Genomic DNA, 20229 nt, shown 5'->3' on the forward strand with positions numbered 1-20229 from the left:
CCTTATCTGTCCTGGGCCTTAAATGCAGGCCAAGGGCCTTTTACGCAGGGGCGGGGGGAATGCCCTGTCCAGCGCTAGCAGGTCGGCTGCCGACAAGGTGATTTCAAGGGCTGCGATGTTTTCGCGCTCATGCGCCACAGTGCCTGCCTTGGGGATGGCCAGAACGCCTGGCTGGCGCAGCACCCATGCCAAGGCGATCTGGGCTGGGGTTGCTGGGCCTAAACTGGTGTGGTGCTTGGCAGCAATGGCTTTAAGGGCGGGGCTGGTGAGGATCCTCTTGGCTTGGCCAAGGGGGGAATAGGCCATGGTCACCACGCCTTGCGCACGGTCTGCCTCAAGCAGGTCCCACTCCGTGCCGCGGTATTCCAGCGCGTAGAGGATCTGGTTGGCCTGGACGCCATTAGCTGCTTGGGCCCCTGGAACGGCTGCCAGCTCCTCCATGTCGTCCACATCAAAGTTGGAAACCCCCCATGAACGGATAAGCCCATCAGCCATCAAGGCTTCAAAAGCGCCCACCGTCTCCGCCAAAGGCACTGATGAACGCCAATGGAGCAGGTATAGGTCAAGGTGGTCTGTGCCCAGGCGCGCCAGGGATTGGCGGCAAGCCTTCAACACATCGTCATGGGCTGCGTGGGATGGCAGGACTTTGCTGACCAGGAACACCCGGTCACGCGCAAAGGGCGCGATGGCCTCCCCCACCAGGGTTTCTGAACGGCCATTGCCGTACATCTCTGCTGTGTCGATGACGTGCAGGCCGTGCTCCAACCCATAGCGCAGGGCGGCGATTTCCTGGGGGCGCTTGGCTGGCGCATCCCCCATGGCCCATGTGCCCATGCCAAGCGCAGGCACTGTGGCGCCGTTGGGGAACGTCACGGTGTGGTCATGCTGTTGGGAGGAAGGGGGCATGGTGGTTATCCTCAGGCGTGTTGGTGGAATAAGGGAGCATGGCTTTTTGCTGGAGCTCTCCAGCTCGCTTTGGGAAGCCTGCATGCTTGTGGGTGAAGCTGCAACAGGGTCCTGTGGCTGTGGGACGATGGCTGCTGTGCGTTCAGCCAAAAGCCACAGGTCAAAGTCCTTGCCCCTGCCCTGGGACCTTGGCTGGTTTGGCCAAGGGGTGGAGAAGGCTTATGGTTGTCACCAGGTAGGCCATTTATGTGATTGGGGCTGAGCAGGGCTTCCGCATTACTGCAGGGGCTGGAGGAGGAAGATAATCATGAAGTTGTGCGCCTTTGCGTTTCTTCCAGTTGGAAGGGACCTTTTGAAAGTCCCAGCTTGGCGGATGGGCGTCAGCGCCCTCATGGTGGCTGTGGTGGCCACCCCTCAGGCCTGGGCCGCAAACGGCCCTGATGACAACGCCCAGCACACGGCAGCCCTTGTGGCGCAGCTTGAGGCGGCAACAACCCATGACCCCCATTTGCGCAGCCTGGCCCTGGAAGCCATCCGTGCCAACCGCCCCTTGGCGCTGCCCAAGCCTGCGCCCAGCCTGGACCAGGAAATGGAGGACCTTTCAGGGGGTGCCGCCACTGCGGCCAGCACAGCGCCTGCCGCGGCCTTGCCGGTACCAACCCCAACCCAGCCCCAGGGGGTTTACCCTGCGCGTGGTGTGATGTTCGTTCTTAAAGGTAGCCCAGATAAATTAGCTTATGCTGTCAGTGCCTTGCACAGCGAAGGGCGTGGCCTCCTGAACGGTGACCAGACGGTGTCCTCATGGGCATCTAGCCATGATGTACGGGCTTACATGGTCCATGCCTTTCACACTTCCAATCTCAAGGGTGTTCCCCAGCCTGTGCAGGACGTGAGCCGCAGCCCTTACATCATGGCCGCTACCGTGCAGGGTGATGATGTGCGCACACGCACAGGCCATGCTGAATCCATCCTCCACATGAGCTGGAGCCGTGAAGGCGACACCACCCCTTCAGGGCAGAAAATCAATATCCTGCTCAATGGCAGCTTGGTGACGGGATTCAACGGCCGCCCTGTCTCTGAAGATCATGACGACATCAAAATCCAGGCCCCCATCACGGTCAATGCGGATTTGGCCACGACAGTGAATGCTGGGCCTGCACATGTGGGGCTGGCTGTGATGCCTTTCCCCTCCAGCAATCCAGACAGCCGCTTTGAAGCCGTGGTGCTGGCAGACCACAGATAAGGGCAGGTTGCTGGAGCCACCATGAAAAAACCCTGCTCCCTTGAGGGGGCAGGGTTTTGAGCAATGGCGTTGACGTGGTGCCTGAGGGCGGGATCGAACCACCGACACTGCGATTTTCAGTCGCATGCTCTACCAACTGAGCTACTCAGGCACCGGGAACAAAGGCTTGCGCCTGTGTTGGAACAACGATGTAAACCAAGGCTGGAGGCACTGCAAGGGCCGTTGGAGAAGTTTTTGCCTGCAAAGCGTCATTCCCCAGGCAAGGGCCCACGGGGTGGTGCACAGCTCCCCCTTGGTGCGGCGCGTTTTTGGCGCGCTTGGTGCTCAGCCTGCTCCAGCAGAAGGTTGGTCATGGGGACGTCAGGCAGGCTGTAGCCATCGCCAAGCCAGCGCTCCAGATCCACGTCAGCGCAGTGGCGCGAACAGAAGGGGCGGTAGGTTGGAGCTTCCACGGTTTTCTTGCAGATGGGGCATTTCATGGTTGGTTGCCTTCGCTCTCTTCAAACTTAAGCGGTTGGGTGATGGTGTAAACGGTGTGGTCGTCATCCGTCACCAAGTTGCCAGGTCGGGCCCCCCCCCTGGGCCAGGCTTTCAGAGCGCTGCAGCGTCAAGGGTTTGGCCGACCATTCTGGAGCACGCTGGCGGTGGAAGGTCTCCAAGGCTGCCTGGTCTTTCAGCAGGGCATCATGAAGGGGCGCGGCCAAAATCAGCACGTTGCCAGGAAGGTTGGCGCGCAGGATGTGGTCCAGAATGGCAAGGGCCTGCCCATGGTCTGTGGCTGCCAATTCCTGGAGGGGAGTTTGCGTGCGCGTGCGCGCCAGCTCAATCAATCCACCTTTGGTGACTGACAGACCCGTGAAGCGCTCTGGCCCCAAGGTGATGGCGTTCTCCTCAAGCACCAAGGATTGAAGGAAAGGCGCCAAGGCAAAACGTTTGCGCAAAGGCAGCCCAGCTGGATCCACCATGATGACGCCTGCCAGGTGGCGTAGCCGCAGTTGGCGCAGCAAAGGGGCGAACGCCTCACGGTTGCTGTTGAAATCTGGCTTGGGCCCATCCAGGTCAACGGCCAATAGGGCCGGGGTAAGGGTTATGTGCGCTGTCAAGGGGCCCACCTGGATGGTGGGGCTGAGGAGGTTCTGCCAAAACTGCCTGCCCTCGGCGCCGAACGCATCGCCAACCAGGGCCAGGCGTCCAGGGGGGAGGGCCGTGCTGGGAAGCTGCTCCCGCAACAGCGCGCCAGCCCAGGCTGCGTCAATGCGAAGGGGGGCTTGAGGGGCATGGAGCGCCAAAGCGGCAATGGGGTTGGGTGGTTTGCTGACCAGAGCTGGCTGCACGGCCGTGGTGGCTCCGGCTTTGCCCCCCTGTGGTTTGAGGCGCAGCCCTTTGCCCTGTTGGGGACTGCGGATGATTTCTGCCCTGATGCATTGGCCTTCAGTCAGGGACGGGGTGTTTGGCCTGAGCGCACTGCGCGGTAGTGTCAGGAAGCCTTCCGCCCCGTCAACCAGCCGTACGAAGCCCCCACCCCATTCAGGGACCAGTTTGACAAGGCGCACATCGTGGACTTCCCCCCAGCGTTCAGGGCTGGCTGGACGCCAAAGTGCTGTTTCAGTCACCACGCCTGCAGGATTTGTCAGAAGGGCCCTAAGCTCCCCTGGGCTCGCGTGGACATGAAGCGTTCCAGGTTGAAGCATGGCGCTTCAAAGCCAGCTTGGGGGGGAACCAGGCAAATGGCCGAAAGGCAGCCCGCGCAGTAACTGTGCGGTTTCAAACAAGGGGAGACCAATCACGCCAGAGGGACTGCCACCCACATCCTTGATGAAGGCCGCTGCCGCCCCCTGGAGGGCATAGGCCCCTGCCTTGTCGCGCCAGTCCCCTTGCTTAAGGAGCGCCTCCAGCTGCTGTTTGCTGAAGCGGGCAAAAGTGACGTGGGTCGCCACTGTGCGCGTGGAAGCTTTGGCGCCTGGCCAGTTGACGGGTTTTAGATGAACAGCCGTGATCACTTTGTGACGCCGTCCTGAAAGCAGTTCCAGGCTTTGGCGGGCCTCCTCTTCATCAGCGGCTTTGCCCAGAATGCGCCGCCCGCAGGCCACCACCGTGTCACTGCCCAGAATGGCCGCTGGGACGTCTGGGTGCGCCTGGGCGAATTGGCCAGCGCTGGCCAGGGCTTTGCTGGTGGCCAGGCGTGTGGCCAGGTTGCGGGGCAGTTCGCCTGGCAAGGGGCGCTCATCCACATTGGCTGGCTGAACGTGGTCAGGCACCAGGCCAATCTGCCGCAGCAGCGCCAGCCTCCGGGGGGAGGCGGAGGCAAGCACCAGCTGCGGCCGCACTACGCCCGGGGGCGTGCTGCGCGCAGCGTCCGTCAGGGGGGGCAAAGGATCTTTTACTTGAAGCGGAATGTGATGCGCCCCTTGGAAAGATCGTACGGTGTCATCTCAACATTCACGCGGTCACCTGCCAGAACGCGGATGCGGTTCTTGCGCATTTTGCCACTTGTGTGGCCTAGGATGACATGGTCGTTGTCCAGTTTGACTTTGAACATGGCATTGGGAAGCAGTTCGATAACAGTGCCGGTGAATTCAATGAGGTCTTCTTTGGGCATGGATGCTCCTGATGGGGTGCTGGCTGGACTAGGGCTGTGAAGCGGGGGAAACTGGGCAGGCTGTGTGCTTTTGGCCATGACCGCAGCGTGCTTGGACATGTAAGCGGCCTCGAGCCGAGTGCGGTCACCTTGGGCAGGGGCCAAACGTTGGCAAAATGCGACCAGGGACTGCAGGCGTCAAGAGTGGCTGGTCAATGACCCTTCACCAAGCCATGACAAGCCCTGCATGGCAAGCTGGGGGTGGTGGGACTGGCGCCTTCGAAAGCGCCTTGCCCGAACCTGGGCAAGCATGGTTCAAAAAGCCGCACCATTCACCTATGCTTTCCTGGCATGGGCCTTGCACGGCCATGGTCGCCTTGGCCATTGTTTTCCCAAAGTTCAGTTGCCCTGTTTCCGCGTTCCCGCATTCCGTTTCCGCCCCCTGCCCTCAGGTGTGACAGTGAGGCCCCATGAGCGAATGGCCGTCGTGAAAGATCCTTTTTTTTCACTGACACCGCCTCAAACCCGCCCTGAAGGGGCTGGGACCAATGCGGCGGGCATTTCCCCCATGCGGCGCAGGCCGCTGGGCGCTTATGAACAGGCGCTGGCTGGCGACACCTTTGGGCGCGAAAGCGAAACGCGCCATTCCCTTCTGCGCCCTGAAGATGATTTCCCTGGCCTCATGCTGCCATGGTGCTTGTCGCTTGGGGTGCAGCTAGGGGCCTTGGTGGTGATGCTTCTGCAGCAGCCCACCATTCACGGCACCCCTAAAGGGGTGGACCAGCCCCAAGTGGAAATGGTGTTTGACACCCCCCCCGTGCGCCATAGCGAAACCGGCCCACGCGTGGATGGTCAGGAAGACGCTGGCAGCCCCCCGCCCGCTGCTACAGCGCCTGCTGGCCGGCGCAGCCCCGTGCGGGAGGAAGCCCCCACCGTGCCTGAAGACCGCGCGGGTAAAGTGGCCACGCGCAGGGCCGCCCCCAAGCACAGGCGGCAATCGAAGGCCGATGAGCGTGTCCGCAGGGCTTTTGCCCACCCCCAAGAGTACACTTTCAACACGCCCACCCAAAGCCCAGGGCGCAGGCCCGGCAGGCGCAGGCGGTGGGGTGGTGGTCCCATAGACATGTCACTGGGCCCCCTCAGCCTGAATGGGGCCATCAACGCGCCTTACCGTTCAAGCAGCCGCGTGAAAGGGGTGACGTCCGATTATGGTGCTGAGATAGACCGCTGGATTCGAGCCCACATGTTTTACCCTGAGGACGCGGCCGAAAATGGTGAGGAGGGACCCGTTTCAGTGCATGTGGTCATAGACCGCACCGGGCGCGTCAGCAGTGTGCGGCTTGTTGATGGATCCGGCGCCCATGCGCTTGATGACGCCACGACAGGCATGTTCAACGGCGCCAAATTGCCGCCAGTGCCAGACACCATGGCCGGCAACCATTTTGACCTTGACGTGACGATAAATTACATCCTTGTGCGTAACTGATCCTTCCCATAAGCGTGTGGGAAGACCTGGGGAGGGCAGCCTGGCAGGCCAGCACCCGCCCGCATGGCGCAGCCCAGCCATCTTTATGCCCTTGTACAATCCCGCCTGTTGCCAGGCCTTAGACGGGAGAGCCGCCATGGTCCAGCCACGCTTTTCAAAACCAAAGCGTCAAATGGTTTCAAAACGCGCCTTGGCTGCATTTGGGGGCCCCTTCACCACCAAGGCCCGGATGGGCTGTGCCGTGGGCGCCTTGCTGTGGCTGGCTGGCTGCCAGGCCACCACGCCAGCGCTGCAGGTCCAGCAGGCGCAGCTTGCCGTGCCAGCCCCCTGGCACGCCCCCAGCAAAGCAGCGGGCCTGGCCTGGGAGAAGGACATGGTGGCGGCTCTGGAGGCGCAGTCACTGCCCGCTTCCGCCCACCAACCAGGCACTCACGACTGGTGGCTGCGCCTGGACGCCACCAAAGACCCCAAAAGCCCAGCAGGGGCCATGAAACCGCAATGGACGCTCATTGGACCAACAGGTGAGGTACTGGGGGAAGGGACAGCGCCTGACATAGCTGCCGACACATGGCGTGCCGCCACCCCGAACACCCAACAGGCTTTGAAGGAGGCGGCGGCCTACATGGCCCCTGCCGTTGCGGACCGCTTGACAGCGCTGCAGACCACACGGATGGTTGACGACCCCCACAGTCTCATGCATAGGGCGGCGCGCATTTGGTTTGCTGGCGTGGAAGGTGCGCCAGGCAAGGGTGACAAGGCGCTGGCAAACTCTTTCCGCAAGTCATTCAACGACAAGCAGAACAAGCTGCAAAGCGACCCTGAAGACGCTGACTACATGCTCCATGCCAAGGTGACGCTTGCTCCTCTGGCGTCCAAGGCTGGCCGCCCCGCCCAGGATCAGGTGATCGTTCAGTGGCATGTTCAGACGATTTCAGGCCAGGAGGCTGGGGCTGCCACTGAGATCCACGATGAACCCGCTGAGGCCCTCAAAGGCACATGGGCTGGGTTGGCACCTGTGTTCACGAGTGAAGCCGTCGGGGCGGTCAAGACCATCATCTCCAACTATTCAGGGCGTGACCGCACAAGGCCTGCTGTGCCTGTCCACATCACCCAGCATGATGAGCCCGCCCCTGCCCAAACGGTTGAACGCCCCGCCCTGGAAGCCACTGCGCCTGTACCTCCCCCCGAAGAGACCCAGAATAAGGTGCCAGCACCTGCAGCGGCAGTGGTTGCGCCACCCCAAACCATTGCTGCCACGCCAGCGCCTGTGGAAGCGCCAAGGGCCGAAACACCTTTGCCCGTGTCTGCGCCTGTGCAGACACCTGTGGAGGCGCCACAGGCCACCCCACCTTCAAGCGCCTCCTTGCAGGCATCAGAGCCTCAAACAGTCCTGCGCGCTGCAGAAACCATCCCTGCCCAGCCAACCCCATCCCCCCAATGGCAGCCTGTTGGCCATTCAGTTGGTCATCCAAGCGTCCCTGAGACAGCACGCGAGGAAGTGGAGGAAGACATTCATGAAAGGGACAATCAGAATGTCACCCTAAATGTTTCCCAGCAAAGTGTTTCCCAGTCACTAAGGCCAGCTCCCCCAGTAGTGCAAGCGCAGTCCAGCCAACCCAGTCAGCCCCGATTCCAGACTGTGACCCAGTCGGTGGCGGTGCCCAATCCAGCCCCTGTGAGGGCGGAACCATTGCCTTTGCCAACCCCGCCACAAGTCATGCCTCAACCTGTGGCCCCCCAGGCGCCAGCCGCGGTTACCGTGCAGCCCACCCAAAGCCAAGCTGCGCTTGCTGCCCAGCCCGTTCAGCCTCCCACCCCTTCTGAGGAGGAGCCAAGCGCCGAAAACCCCTTGCCGGAAGTGGCGCCTTCCCCCCGACCGCCAGTGCGCAGGGCAGCTGTGGCGCCAGCGCCACCAGTGCGCGTCACGACGCCCCCTGTGGCATCGCTCGGGGCGCTTTCAGAGGATTGGGACCATTAATCGGAAAACAGGGGCCAAGGGCTGGTCATAGTGCTTTGCTGCCCCTGCAGGCTGTCTCAGCATGGCCCGACTGAGCCAGGGCCGGGGCAGCCATGTGAACACTCACCATGACAGGCCAGGGCATGCCTGTTAGAAAGGCGCCCACCAAGCAGGCGCTGCCGCGCTGAAGTGGATGTGAGGAGCCATCAAGTCATGAAAATCGTTGCGGGCAACAGTAACATTCCCCTTGCTGAAGCTGTGGGGCATGAGCTCGGCATGGCTTTGTGCAAGGCCTCCATCAGGCGTTTTGCTGATGGTGAGGTTTTTGTGGAGATCCAAGAAAATGTCCGTGGCCAGGACATGTTCGTTGTGCAAAGCACCTGCACCCCCACCAATGACAACCTCATGGAGCTTCTGGTCACGCTGGACGCGCTGAGGCGCGGTTCAGCACGCCGCATCACTGCAGTCATCCCCTACTTCGGCTATGCCCGGCAGGACCGCAAATCGGGCCCCCGCACCCCCATCAGCGCCAAACTTGTGGCCAACCTCCTGACGGAGGCCGGTGCTAGCCGGGTCCTCACGATGGATCTGCATGCCATGCAGATTCAGGGCTTTTTTGACATTCCCACAGACAACCTTTACGCGGCGCCGCTTTTCGCGCGTGACATCACCGAACGCATGAAAGGCAAGGAATTCATGATCGTCTCGCCAGATGTAGGCGGCGTTGTGCGTGCCCGCCAATTAGCGGGACGTGTACATGCTGACCTGGCCATCATCGACAAGCGCCGTGAACGCGCTGGCGTGTCTGAAGTCATGAACGTCATTGGCGAAGTCAAGGGCCGCCACTGCATCCTGGTTGATGACATCATCGACAGTGGCGGTTCCCTCTGCAATGCTGCGCAGGCTTTGATGAACCGTGGCGCTGCCAGTGTGGAGGCTTACGTCACCCATGGCGTCATGACCGGCAACGCGGTGGAGAAGGTGACCAACAGCCCCATTGCCATGCTGACCTTGACAGATAGCATCCCTGAAACCCCCTCCCAGGCGGCAGCGCCCAACATCAGGCGCATCAGCACAGCCAACCTACTTTCAAGGGCTATTAGAGCTGTGGCTGACGAAAGCTCGGTCTCAGCCCTGTTTGAGTGATTCCTGAAAAACACCAGACCTTGACCCTCAAGCACAACAGGCCAGCCCATGATGCCCCCAAGCACGACATCCACCCCCGCTCAAGCCAAGCCAGCCATCCCTGCGCTGGTCAGGCGGCCTTTTTGGTATGTGCGCCATGGTGAAACGGCTTGGAATGTGCGCCACCTTGCCCAGGGCAGGACGGACATCCCCCTTAATGAGCGTGGACGTGAACAGGCCCGTGAAGCTGGGGCGCGTTTAGCGGCTTTGTTTGCTAATGGCCAGCGGCCGTTCACGCACATTGTCTCCTCGCCTTTATCGCGTGCCCGTGAAACAGCGGAAGCTGTGCGGGATGCCGTGTTGAAGGCTGGCGGGCCAGCGTTGCCCATCACCACAGATGATGGTTTTCTGGAAGTCTGCTTCGGCACCCTTGAAGGCAAAGAGCTTCAAGATTGGTACAAGCAGTGGATTGAGGACGGTTACGTGCCCCCTGAGGGAGAGGGTTTTCATGAATTGCAGGCCCGTTCCACCGCGGCGCTCAACCGTGCCCACCAGGTGGGGCCTGGCCATAATGACGACGTGCCCTTGATTGTGGCCCATGGCGCTTTGTTCAGGGGATTGCGGGCCTCCATGGGCATGGAAATCAACGTGCGCTTGGCCAATGCCGACCCCTGGCACCTTTCACCTGTTCAGCCTGGCAGTGCTGATGATGAGGGTGCTGGTTGGAAATCCTGGCATGATGAAAGCGTTGACGTTTCCCAAGGGGTTTGAGGACAATACCCGCCCCTGAAAAGCTGTGGGGAACTTGCGTGACGCAACGCCTGGCCTGTGGTTGGCTGAAAGTTATCCACAGAGTTATCCACAGCCCTGTTTTAAAGTTTGGTGAAGGCGCCGCTTTAAGGCGCGCGCGGAAAATCGCCCCAAAAATGGCCGTAAAGCGCCCTTTTTGAATTTATGTCTAGGATTGGCCCCCTCAATCATTCCCTGAAACAGGACTGGGGAAGTGGCTTTTCATCCACAGTTTTCCACAGGGCGTTTCACAAGGGGTTCCAAGTATTCCTATCAAGGTGTTGGTCAGCGCTGCCCTCACCAAGGCAGAAGGGATGATGAGCGCGTTTTGACGTCTTCAGGGTTAAGGCCCAGGTCGTTGCGGTTCCACCACCCCCCGCCAAGCGCCTGGATCAAAGCCACTGAATCAGAGAAGCGCTGCAAGCTGGCCTGCTCCATGGCCAATTCCTTCTGGGTGACCAGAAAGCGCACAGCCAGAACATCTATCTGGCTGTTGTCGCCCAGCCTGTGCTGGCGTTCCACCAGGGCCAGTGAATGGCGTGCGTTGTCCAGCTGTTCATAGGTGGCCAACACCCCCTCGCTGTCATTGTTGAGCGCGTGCAGGGTTTGGGCGACATCATTGAGGCCCGTCAAAGTGGCGTGCTTGTAGTATTCAAGTGATTGCAGGAACTGCTGCTTGGCAGCGCGCTGGGCATGGATGAGGCTACCACCCTGGAACAAAGGCTGCGTAATGGTGGACATCAGCGCGAACTGTCCCATGCTTGGCGTGAAAAACTTGTGCAAGGATTCAGCCGCATAGCCAGGGGAGGCTGAAAGCTGCAGGTTGGGAAGGCGCTGGGCAATGGCCACCCCCACCTGGGCTGCTGCAGCTGTAATTTGCGCCCGTGCTGCCTGGACGTCAGGGCGCTGCTCCAGCAGGCGTGCTGGCAGTGAAAGGGGCAGCTTGGCTGGCAGCGTGAAATCGGACATCTGGAATTCAGGCATGGGCGCGTTGGGCGGCTGGCCTGCCAGAAGGGCCATTTGGTCACGGTTCTGTTCAAACTGCTTTTTAAGGGGGGCCAGGGCAGCCTTCTGAGTGGCAACGACGTCATGCTGCAAGTAAACGGTCGTCTGGGCCACATCACCCAGCATCTGCTGGCCATCCATGATGGTCAAAATAGCGTCAGCCTCATGGATGAGCTGGTTTTGTGTCGCGACCTGGGCACGCAGCGAACCATCATTGAAAGCCGCATTGACCACATTGGTGATCAAGGTCATGGCTGTGGCTTCCACCTGGAAGCGCTGCACGTCAGCTTGCGCTGCCGCTTCCACAATGGCTGAGGTCGCCCCGCCCCAAAGGTCGGGCACGTAACCAACCTGGGTTTGCAGGGTATGCATGCCGTAAACCCAATAGTTCTGCATGGGCACGTTGGAGTAGGCATGTGACACCTGGTTCCAGGTGGGGATGAACTGCCCGCTGATGGTGGGGTAGAGGGACGCCCCCTCAACGCGCCGCTGTTCCCAGGCCTGCTGCAGGCTGTGCTGCATGGCCCTGAGGTTGGGGGAGTTGACCAGCGCCTCGCTCACAAGCTGGTTGAGCTTGGGGCAGCGGTACATTTCCCACCAGCGCCCTGGAATGTCCATTTCCTCCACTAGGCGCTGCACGCGCAAAACGCTGTTGGCAGCTTCAGCCTGGGCTTGGGGGGTGCCTGGGGGGGCGTTGGTTTCAGCCACCTTCAAGCCTGGAATGGTTTTTTGAAGATGGGCAGCGTAAGCAGACCCCTTGGGCAGGGGTGGCGGTTTGTCGTCAGGGCCAAGCATGCACCCTCCAAGCCCCGCGCACAGAATGGCGAGGGCCAGGGAACGGCGCGCGCTTGTTGAAGCGGGTGTCTTCAGGGATTTGGCTGGGGGCAGGGGGCTCTGAACGGTTTTCATCAAACCTCGTTAAACCTCATTTCCAGAGGCAGGCGTGGGGAGCTGGTCAGCCTCCCCTCCTCCCATGGGGTCATGGTGTGGCGGGCCTTTGCGCTGTGCACGTTTTTCCAGCCAATTGTCCAGATGGCATGAAAGGACAGGCAGGATGAACAGGGTGAGGAGGGTTGCAATACCCAATCCCCCTACCACCACAGTAGCCAGGCCCCGCTGCACATTGGTGCCAATGCCTGTTGCCATGGCAGCCGGCAGCATGCCTACCGTGGCCACGGTGGCGGTGGTCAGCACAGGTCTAAGGCGCTCAGTGGCCCCTAGCAAAGTGGCGCGTTCCAGCGCATGCCCCGCCAAACGGTGCTTGCCAATGCTGGAAAGCATGATGATGCCGTTTTGGATGGCCACCCCAAAAAGGGCGACAAACCCCACCACAGTGGCGATGTTGAGGGTCTCAGCACGGAAATGGAGGGCTATGAGGCCACCCAGCGCCGCCAAGGGCACGCACCCCAGGATGAGCAACGCATTGGCCGCTGACCGGAACTCCATCCAAAGCATGCCGAACATCACGGCAAAAACTACCGCTAACGCCATGACGAGGGTTTTTTGGGCGTGTTCCTCCTGTTGGAAAGTGCCTGCCCACTCAAGGTGGTAGGTTTTGGGGTTGTAGTGGACTTCCTTGGCGATTTCAGCGCGTGCCGCCTCCACGAACTGGGACATGGGCGTTGAACTGGCCACTTGAATGGTGATTTGGCGCTCCCCATTCTCATGGGCGATGACGCTTTCGCCCATGCCCAGGCGCACATCAGCCACGCGTCCCAGGGGAATGGCCCGGTCAGGCGCAGTCAGGATGGGGAAGGCGCGCAAACGCACCAAATTGGCACGGTCTTCTTCAGGCAGGCGCAAAGTGGCGTTGTAAATGCGGTTGCCGTCATAGATCTGGGTGATGGGGCCGCCACCCACCGCATAGGTGATGACGTCTGAAATAGTGCTGATGTCAAGGCCGTAGCGTGCCGCTTTGCGCCGGTCGGGGGTAATTTTGATCTGGGGTATGCGCGGCTCTTGGTAAATGTTGGCTTCCGTGCAGCCAGGCACTTTCCAAAGGGCATTGACGATCTGCTGGCCAACCTTACGCAGGCCAGTGAAGTCATCGCCGTAGAGGCGCAGCACCAGGGGGCTGTGGGCGCCAGCCATCATATCATCGATGGAGTCGCGGATGGGCTGGGTGATTTCAAAGGTGATGCCAGGGATCTGCGCCAGCTTCTCATGCATGCGGGCCACAAGCATCTCTTTGCTCTCCCCTGCGGGCCATTCGCTGTAATCGTGCAGCCCCACGGGCATCTCAACGTGGGATGGCGTCCAGGGGTCCGTCCCTTCGTCAGAGCGCCCCAGCTGGGAAAGGGCGTAAGTGACCTCCGGAAAGGACGTGATGGTGCGCCTGATGGTGTTGGCCATGTTCTGCGCCTGTTCAAGCGCGATGCCTGACGGCATCTCGATTTGCAGCCACAGGGCGCCTTCATCGATGTCCGGCATGAACTCCTTGCCTGTGTGCGAACCGATGATAACCACAGCAGCCAGGGCGGCAAGGCTGCCCCCATAGACCGGCCAAGGGTGGGCTATCAGGCGCGCAAGGAGCTTTTCATAGCCTTTCTGCAAAGCAGTGATGAGGGGATTGTCCCATATATGGCATGGCTTCCTGACAGCCGCGTAAGTCAGGGCCGGCGTGACGGCCAGCGCGCACAGCAACGCCCCGAACAGCGCGAAGGAGACCGTCCAGGCCATGGGGCGCAGCAGCTTGCCCTCAATGCTTTCGAAAGCGAAGAGGGGGCTATAGGCGATGATGATGATGCATGTTGCGGTGAAAATGGCCTTGCCGGCCTTCTGGGTGGCGTTGAGGACATGCTCAGCGCTGAGGACGCCTTCAGGCTGCTCCTCGCGCAGGCGCAGGATGACCTCAGCCACCACGATGGCGCCATCAACAATGACGCCGAAGTCAATGGCGCCAAGGCTGAACAGGTTGGCGGGCATCCCCAACAGCCGCATGAGAACGAAGGCGATAGAAAGCGCGAAGGGGATGGTCAGCGCCGTGACGGCTGCGCAGCGCCAGGAGCCTAGGAAAAACGTCAGGATGACCATGACCAGGATAACGCCTGCCGTCATGGTCTCCCCCACTTTGTCCACCGTGGCGTGCACCAGCTGGTCACGGTCAATGTAGGGGACGATGCGCGCATGGAAAGGCTTCAGGCGTTCTTGCAGTTCGTCAACAGCGTCATGAAGGCCTTTGAGCACCACAGAAGGGTTGGCGCCGCGCAGCATGGTCACGATGCCCTCAACCGTGTCCGGATTGCTGTTTTTGCCCACAATGCCTTCACGCACCTGGTGGCCGAAGGATATGGTGCCCAAGTCACTGAGGAAAACGGGGTTGCCGTTCTGCTGGCCCACAACGATGTTGGCCATGTCTTGCAGGGAGTTGATCTTGCCAGCCCCCCTGATGATGTAGGATTGCTCCCCCCTGCTGACGCGCCCGCCGCCAGCGTCCGTGTTGGCGTTCTTGATGGCCCCCATGACCGTTTCGAGGGAAATGCCATAAGCTGTCAGCATGGAGGGGTTGAGGGTTAGCTGGTACTCTTTCGTCAGCCCCCCGAAATTGTCCACGCTGACGATGCCAGCCACCCGCTGCAGCCGCGGGATAACAACCCACTGGTTGAGGTCGGAAAGCTGCATGAGGTTCTGGACATCGCTTGCAATCGTGTAACGGTAGATCTCCCCGCTGGGGCCTGATATCGGCCCAAGTTCAGGGTGGATGCCATCTGGCAGGTCAAGCGTTGCCAACTGTGACAGGACCTGCTGGCGCGCGAAGAACACGTTCGTGCCGTCCTTGAACACCAGCGTGATGAGCGATAGCCCGAACGTACTGCTGGAGCGGCTTTCAACCACATCAGGCACGGCAGCCAGGGCGCGCTCCACCGGAACGGTGACCTGCTGCTCCATTTCCTCAGCGGCTTCACCAGGGATTTGCGTTGTGATGCTGACGCTGACAGGGCCTAAATCTGGGTACGCCTCCACAGGCAGCCCCATCCAAGCCCAGGCCCCAGCCATGAACAGCACAGCTGTGAAGCCCATGACCAAGCGCCAGTGACGGAAGCACAGCGCTATGAAGCGCGCGATCATGGCACCACCTTGGTGCTGTTCCCCTTAATAGTCATTGAGCAGAATGCCTCCCACTGAAACAACCCGCTCGCCTTTCCTCACACCAGCTTTGACCCGCACCAGATTGCCTTCGCCGTAAATGATGTTGAGGGGGCGGCGAACGAACACGTAAGGGGACGTCTCCACATACGTCATCACCTGGTCGTTGTTCATGAGCAAAGCGCTTTTGGGAAGCATGACGGCTGGCCGTTCTGGCACGCTGAGGTCAGCGTTGACGTAAGCGCCAGGGTAGAAGGTCTCATGGGGGTTGGGGCATTTGATGTAGAGGTTCATACGGCCTGTGTTGTCACGCATGACGGGATCGCGGCCCATGGTGGGGCCAGCGCACGTCTCGCCATCTAAAGTGGCTGCCAGCGTCATGCCTGGGCGGAACAGCCCGATGTCATCCTGGGCGGCTGCAGCTGAAAGCCATACATCCTTCAGCCCCACCACCGTCATGGCCGGCACGGTTAGGTCCGTGATGTTCTGCCCCTGCCCCACGGTGATGTCAGTCACGTAGCCGTCATCAGGCGCGGTGATGACGTAAAGCCCGTTGCTGGTGAGGATCCCGCCAGCATTGAGCGCCCGCACGTGGGAGGCGGCGCGTTCCTCCTCTGCCTGGGCTTGCAGCATGGTGTCGCGGGCCTGCTGGGCTTCCTTGAGGGAAGCACCGCCGATGCGCGCCACCTCAGCAGCGCGCAGGCTGTTCTTCTGCGCCACCGCTAACGCTGAGCGCGCCTTGAGCCATTCAGAACGCGCCTGGGCATAATCACCGGAGATGATGGCCAGCAAGGGGGCGCCCTTCTTGACCCGCGCGCCTGGCTGAACGTAAAGCGCCGCCACCTGCCCCGTGACAGGGGGAAAAACCCTGACCGCCAAGGCGGGGTCGGCCATCATTTGCGCTGGTAGCACCACATGGCGCGGCAACTTCAAAACAGGCACAGGAACGATTTTAAGGGCTTTGGCCAGCGTGCTGCCCCGGCGCACGTGGATGGCGCCGTCCTTGCCCACAACGGCCATGGGGGCTTGGGTGGACGCAACCATGGGGCGGGTGCGGTAATACCACAGCCCCCCAAGGACCAGCAAAGCCAGCAAAGCAATACCAAGCCATTTCAAACATGGGTGGCGTGCCAGCATGGCGCCCAATAGGGGGGGCCTGTTCTCCGCTTCAAGCATGGGGCGCCTCGTCCTGCTGATTCAAGGGTGAAGCAGCCTGAACTGGATGAAAAGCGCGCAGAGGGGGGCAAGGAAGGATCATGCAAGGAACTTCGTCAGTCGTTACCGTCAGTTTCATGCGGGCAGAAAAACCAGGTTGCCTGTGTTGACAAGCGGGCAAAGCCTGGCGGCTGGCGCGTGAAGGCGGTCGGTGGCGAAAGTTCAAGGGCTAAAGAAGGGTGGCGGCCCCGTCAAGCCGCCTGTTTTCCAAGCCGTGGCATTTAGAAACGGTAGGCGATGCCCGTGCCCAGGATGGTGGGGTTGATGGAGGAGTGGGCGTGAACCTGGCCGTTGGTCAGCTGGGCGTGTTTGTGGTTCAGGAAGACGCTTGTGTGCATCAAGGCCTGCTTGACGTCAAAATTCCAGAACCAATTGCCCAACACCTGGTAGTCAAAGCCGAAGTCAAACGCCACAGCAGGGGTGGTTTGAATCTTCAAGCGTTGGAACAGCTGGCGGTTGTGCCCACCCACGCCCAGCTTAGCCAAAGTGGCCTGGTCGTTCTTGCCAGGGCTGTTGTCGGGGAAGAAAGCCAGCATGAAGCCCACGCCCACATAAGGGTTGAAACGCTTGTGAGGGCGGAAATGCCAGGCGGCTGTCAGCGTTGGGGGCAGCACCCAAGTGTGGCCCACATCCAGCTTGTTCCATTGCTGGTTGTGGGTGACAGCGTTGAGGGTGCTGGCTGCCGTGTTATGCGCATAGTAGTGCAGGTGCACCATGGAGGCGATGGCCTCCAGGGAGATGTTGTCCGTGATGAAATAACGGATTGTCATCTCAGGCATGGCGTTGTCAGTGCTGGTGAGCGAGCTGTGCTTACCGTGCGTGCCATTGCTGTAGGCGCCCTTGGTGCCAGGGATGTAGTTAGTACCCTTGCCGTTGAGGGCCGCCCCCTTGCCGCCCAGCATAGCACCGCCATTGACGCCGTTGATGGTTACGCCGCTGGAGGTGTTGTTGGTGATGACACCAATGGCTGAAAGGCCCAAAACGATGTCGCCCGCGCCAAAGCCAATGCGGGTGTTCTTGCAAGTTTTCCACAAACCGCAGCCGCTGTCGTCATCAGCGGGGGCCGCCACATTGACGTTGACGTCAGGGGCTGCCTGCATGCCTTTGGGCATGGGGGCCACACCAGTGCTGGTAGTTGCCACAGTAGTGACAGGGGCAGCGGCTGCCATGGCTGGCAGGGCTAGGGCGGCAGTGGCAGCCATGGAAAGCAGGCCAAGCGTGGCGCCTTTGGCAGCGCGGCGGGTAGGGGTGACGGACATGGGGCATTCCTGCAATCGGCACCGCCACTGCATCGCGGGGAAAAGCCGCTTTGAACTGCCAGCCTTCTAAGGGCAGTGACAGAGGCGGCAGACAGTGGCAAGATGAATTGAAATCAATGACGCTATCCAACCAGAGAGCGCCTGGCGCCAGCCTTGATATAAGTCAATTAACCATTGCTTTATGAGCGGGCGAGGTTGCTCTGCGGCATGACTGTTGCAGGGCTGCATCAGTTGCTTGGGCAGGAACGCAACATTCTGTTCCCTGGGGCATCTAGGCCAAGCACTTCTTCAGGACATAGGGGCATTCAAGCGGCCTTGTCACAGCCCTTGCTATGTCTGATTTTTGGAAAGCCCATGGCGACAGTGGCACCATCTTTAGAAGAGCCCCCACCCCCTTTGCCTTCACCTGACCAAGGCCAGCCCCCCACGCCATGTTTGGGGAAGGTGGGGTTTGATTGTTGCGCTGGGCGCCTGCGGTGCCTGTGGCATGGTTTGCAGAGGCAGGCCAACCTTACGGAGTTGCCCAGTCAGCAAGCGGTTGGGCAGACCAGGCTTCTTCAAGAGGCACACCATATTACGGAGCATGTTCAGGTTGCAGCAGGTCAATGCTTCATTGAAGCTTCAGAAAAAGCACGGCACTACCATGTTGTGGCTAGTGGCCGTGTGAAGCTTTACCGGTCGCTGCCAGATGGGCGCCGCCAAATCACGGCTTTGCTGGGGGCCGGGGATTTCATAGGTCTGTCTGCTGGCGAAAACTACAATTTCAACGCTGAAGCCCTGGGGCCAGTTAGCCTTTGCCGTTTGGGACGTGGTGACATGGAATGCCTTGCGCAGGCTATTCCTCTCCTGGCGCGGCGCCTGCGGCAGGAGGCCTGTCGTGAATTGGCGCACAGTCAGGACAGGCTGGTGCTTTTGGGACGCAAGACGGCACGTGAACGTGTGAGCACCTTCTTGCTTGAATGCCTTCATGCCCAGGACAGGACCTGCCCCTCGCCCATGCACCCTGTGAGGGAATGGTCCATGCGCCCAGTGGACAATTTGGCTGGGCTGATGGTGACTTTGTGGATGCCGCGCACAGATATTGCAGATTATCTAGGCCTGACGGTGGAGACGGTCAGCCGCACCTTCAGCGCTTTCAGGCAAGAAGGGCTTATTAGTTTGCAGGGGGCGTGCCGGGTCACGTTTCTGCAGCCACGCCAGTTGATGGAACTGGCCACCGGCCACCAGTAAAAGTCTGATGCACTCGGGCTCAACTCAACGTTCGTGCTCGCTGGCTCAGGGCAGATGGAAGAATTAATGCATGTAAAAAGCTGGAAAAACCAAAAGTGGCTAAATGATGACTGCTGCCGCAGGGAGCTTAACTGGTTTTCATCAAAACAATTTTTTCATTTTTTAGATGTTTTTGTCATGATTTCATCATGATTGGGAAATAGGGTAACAACTTCAACACCCCGCCACAGGCAGCATGCTGCCCTTTGGCAGGCCTGAAAAGCAGGCTTGGAAGGGCAGGACGCAAGGGTGGATCCAGCTAACAGGAGCTTACCATGAAAGCTGCACGTCTTATTGCCACTGCTCTTTTCGGCGCCACTTTTGCCACGTCTGTCGCCCCAGCCGCCATGGCGCAGGTGCAGCCCCTGCCTGGCACGCAGGCCCTCAACAACATGACCAACACGCTTAATCGTTTGACCCAGCGCCAGGCTGCCATGCAGAACCGCCTCACTGAAGAGCAGAACAAACTGCAGAACCTTCAGGGCCGTGCTCGTGAGCGTATGCAGAAGCACATTGAACGCCTTCAGAAGCGTTATGATGACCAGAAAGCCAAGCTGACCGACATGCAGCAGAAGGTTCAGAACCTGCCGGCTGAGGAAAAAGCTAAGGTCCAGAACGCCCTGCAGCAGAAAATGAATAACCTGACCCAGCCCCTGCAGCAGCAGCAGGCCAAGCTGCAGGCCCAGCAGGCGCAGCTTCAAGCGCAGCAGGCTCAGCGCGCCCAGGCCGTGCAGCAGACCCAGCAGGCTGTGCAGAACTTGAAGAACCAGACCAAGCAGGACGTTCAGGGCTTGAAGAACGCCGCTGGCGCCTTGTTCGGCCAGTAAGCCCAAGCTTCACGATAAGCGGGCGTTCCCAGGTTCTGGGGCGCCTTGCCCTACCCTTGCTGCGGGGTGGGGCCAAAGCCTTCCCAAACTCTGGTCACCAGAGGGCGGGAAGGCTTTTTTATGGCCAGCGTTCAGGTTAGGGCGGGGGTAGAGTGGTTGCGCCTTTGGTGCTTGTAAAAGGCCGTTTTCTTGCCCATAATTTAGGGCGTTGTAATGATGACGTTCTCGGGGCGGGGTGGAATTCCCCACCGGCGGTAACGCTGCTTGAATAACTGGCTACCCTTAAACAAGGGGCAAGATATTCCTGTTGCGAAGCCCGCGAGCGCCTGCTGCTCACAAAGCGGTGGGGTCAAGCAGATACCGGTGCAAATCCGGAGCCGACGGTCACAGTCCGGATGTGAGAGAACGCAGGCTAGTTCTGTTTCCGCTGCGCGGGCAGGCCCGCTTTGAACGCTTGGCACGTTGCCGAGCTTTGGGTGTGGCT

General features: G+C 60.3%; 16 protein-coding genes, 1 tRNA gene and 1 riboswitch. Of the genes, 7 read left to right on the top strand and 10 right to left on the bottom strand.

The genetic code is table 11. The annotated features are described in order from the left end of the window. Positions 1 to 18 precede the first annotated feature (18 nt). Positions 19 to 906 carry an aldo/keto reductase gene (locus E3E12_RS04360; RefSeq protein ID WP_240810431.1) on the bottom strand — a complete coding sequence of 296 codons (888 nt, stop codon included), beginning with the start codon at positions 904 to 906 and terminating at the stop codon, positions 19 to 21. A gap of 352 nt (positions 907 to 1258) precedes the next feature. On the opposite strand from E3E12_RS04360, the gene E3E12_RS04365 reads away from it, so the two are divergent. Next, positions 1259 to 2149: a hypothetical protein gene (locus tag E3E12_RS04365; protein WP_149498258.1), complete on the top strand. Its 891-nt coding sequence runs from the start codon at positions 1259 to 1261 to the stop codon at positions 2147 to 2149. A 75-nt stretch (positions 2150 to 2224) separates the two neighbouring features. Here the strand turns inward: E3E12_RS04365 and E3E12_RS04370 are convergent. The 5 genes from E3E12_RS04370 to infA all read right to left on the bottom strand — a co-directional run bounded on the left by E3E12_RS04370 (position 2225) and on the right by infA (position 4748). Beyond that, positions 2225 to 2300: transfer RNA gene (locus E3E12_RS04370), tRNA-Phe, on the bottom strand. Positions 2301 to 2397: 97 nt separating this feature from the next. Further along, complete coding sequence (locus tag E3E12_RS04375; RefSeq protein ID WP_141443246.1) at positions 2398 to 2628, bottom strand: DNA gyrase inhibitor YacG; 231 nt, start codon at positions 2626 to 2628, stop codon at positions 2398 to 2400. 63 nt (positions 2629 to 2691) lie between these two features. Beyond that, positions 2692 to 3762 (bottom strand): hypothetical protein, encoded by a 1071-nt coding sequence (locus tag E3E12_RS04380; RefSeq protein WP_141443247.1) that lies wholly within the window; start codon positions 3760 to 3762, stop codon positions 2692 to 2694. An 84-nt stretch (positions 3763 to 3846) separates the two neighbouring features. Next, positions 3847 to 4512 carry a Maf family protein gene (locus tag E3E12_RS04385; RefSeq protein WP_240810601.1) on the bottom strand — a complete coding sequence of 222 codons (666 nt, stop codon included), beginning with the start codon at positions 4510 to 4512 and terminating at the stop codon, positions 3847 to 3849. Between the two features lie 17 nt (positions 4513 to 4529). Beyond that, positions 4530 to 4748, bottom strand: a complete 219-nt coding sequence (infA, locus tag E3E12_RS04390; protein ID WP_141443249.1) for a translation initiation factor IF-1 — start codon at positions 4746 to 4748, stop codon at positions 4530 to 4532. Between the two features lie 466 nt (positions 4749 to 5214). Here infA and E3E12_RS04395 point away from each other — a divergent pair, with 466 nt between their 5' ends. The 4 genes from E3E12_RS04395 to E3E12_RS04410 all read left to right on the top strand — a co-directional run bounded on the left by E3E12_RS04395 (position 5215) and on the right by E3E12_RS04410 (position 10066). Beyond that, complete coding sequence (locus tag E3E12_RS04395; RefSeq protein ID WP_240810432.1) at positions 5215 to 6213, top strand: energy transducer TonB; 999 nt, start codon at positions 5215 to 5217, stop codon at positions 6211 to 6213. Between the two features lie 190 nt (positions 6214 to 6403). Further along, positions 6404 to 8191, top strand: a complete 1788-nt coding sequence (locus E3E12_RS04400) for a hypothetical protein (RefSeq protein WP_141443251.1) — start codon at positions 6404 to 6406, stop codon at positions 8189 to 8191. A 192-nt stretch (positions 8192 to 8383) separates the two neighbouring features. Continuing rightward, on the top strand, positions 8384 to 9316 hold the full coding sequence (locus E3E12_RS04405; protein ID WP_141443252.1) for a ribose-phosphate pyrophosphokinase: 933 nt from the start codon (positions 8384 to 8386) through the stop codon (positions 9314 to 9316). Positions 9317 to 9412: 96 nt separating this feature from the next. Further along, entirely contained in the window at positions 9413 to 10066 is a 654-nt protein-coding gene (locus E3E12_RS04410; RefSeq protein ID WP_141444075.1) for a histidine phosphatase family protein, read from the top strand. A gap of 315 nt (positions 10067 to 10381) precedes the next feature. Here the strand turns inward: E3E12_RS04410 and E3E12_RS04415 are convergent, their stop codons facing one another. From E3E12_RS04415 to E3E12_RS04430, 4 genes are all read right to left on the bottom strand, one after another. After that, positions 10382 to 11884, bottom strand: a complete 1503-nt coding sequence (locus E3E12_RS04415) for an efflux transporter outer membrane subunit (RefSeq protein WP_168194384.1) — start codon at positions 11882 to 11884, stop codon at positions 10382 to 10384. Positions 11885 to 12007: 123 nt separating this feature from the next. Next, a complete protein-coding gene (locus E3E12_RS04420) occupies positions 12008 to 15157 on the bottom strand; it encodes an efflux RND transporter permease subunit (protein WP_141443254.1) in 3150 nt (1049 codons plus the stop codon). A 24-nt stretch (positions 15158 to 15181) separates the two neighbouring features. Continuing rightward, positions 15182 to 16351, bottom strand: coding sequence for an efflux RND transporter periplasmic adaptor subunit (locus E3E12_RS04425; RefSeq protein WP_141443255.1), 1170 nt, complete (start codon positions 16349 to 16351; stop codon positions 15182 to 15184). Positions 16352 to 16611: 260 nt separating this feature from the next. Continuing rightward, positions 16612 to 17649 carry an OmpW/AlkL family protein gene (locus E3E12_RS04430; protein ID WP_240810433.1) on the bottom strand — a complete coding sequence of 346 codons (1038 nt, stop codon included), beginning with the start codon at positions 17647 to 17649 and terminating at the stop codon, positions 16612 to 16614. Positions 17650 to 18003: 354 nt separating this feature from the next. Between E3E12_RS04430 and E3E12_RS04435 the strand changes: the two genes are divergently transcribed. Together E3E12_RS04435 and E3E12_RS04440 are read left to right on the top strand one after the other, a co-directional pair. Further along, positions 18004 to 18879, top strand: coding sequence for a Crp/Fnr family transcriptional regulator (locus E3E12_RS04435; protein ID WP_141443256.1), 876 nt, complete (start codon positions 18004 to 18006; stop codon positions 18877 to 18879). A 314-nt stretch (positions 18880 to 19193) separates the two neighbouring features. Continuing rightward, positions 19194 to 19745: a hypothetical protein gene (locus E3E12_RS04440; RefSeq protein WP_141443257.1), complete on the top strand. Its 552-nt coding sequence runs from the start codon at positions 19194 to 19196 to the stop codon at positions 19743 to 19745. A gap of 217 nt (positions 19746 to 19962) precedes the next feature. Beyond that, positions 19963 to 20156, top strand: a riboswitch (FMN riboswitch). Positions 20157 to 20229 lie beyond the last annotated feature (73 nt).

Source organism: Formicincola oecophyllae (assembly GCF_006542395.2).
In the GTDB taxonomy this organism is placed as follows: Bacteria; Pseudomonadota; Alphaproteobacteria; order Acetobacterales; family Acetobacteraceae; genus Formicincola; species Formicincola oecophyllae.